This is a genomic window from Pantoea sp. GbtcB22, from assembly GCF_019091025.1.
Classification (GTDB): Bacteria; Pseudomonadota; Gammaproteobacteria; order Enterobacterales; family Enterobacteriaceae; genus Pantoea; species Pantoea leporis.
This window is the reverse complement of sequence record NZ_JAGXKB010000707.1, coordinates 1-241: the sequence shown is the minus strand read 5'-3', so window position 1 is coordinate 241 and position 241 is coordinate 1. Positions and strand designations below refer to the sequence as shown.

The window sequence follows — 241 nt, the reverse complement described above, 5'->3', positions numbered from 1 at the left end:
TATCTTCCGCTTTTTGCGGCAGTTTTCATTTTTGCCCCACCACTTTTTATTCTGCACTTTCCTCTTTATTGCCAGATATTAGACGTGCTTTATGCCACTAGTGCCAAACCCCATAGCAGAAACATGCATAACTCATCGCAAAAAGGCTTTTTTATGCTGAGATCTGGTGAAGGTGGTGCGGGGGGCTATTCTTGCGGGGCTGCTTGAGACGTGCAACCTCTGCGCAGGTATAGGTTTTTGC

1 protein-coding gene is annotated in these 241 nt (G+C 46.5%); it reads left to right on the top strand.

Annotated features, from left to right (window positions below; translation table 11 throughout):
• Positions 1-207, top strand: a 207-nt coding sequence (locus KVT28_RS26425) for a hypothetical protein (protein WP_217551260.1), incomplete at its 5' end; no start/stop codon positions are given.
• Positions 208-241 lie beyond the last annotated feature (34 nt).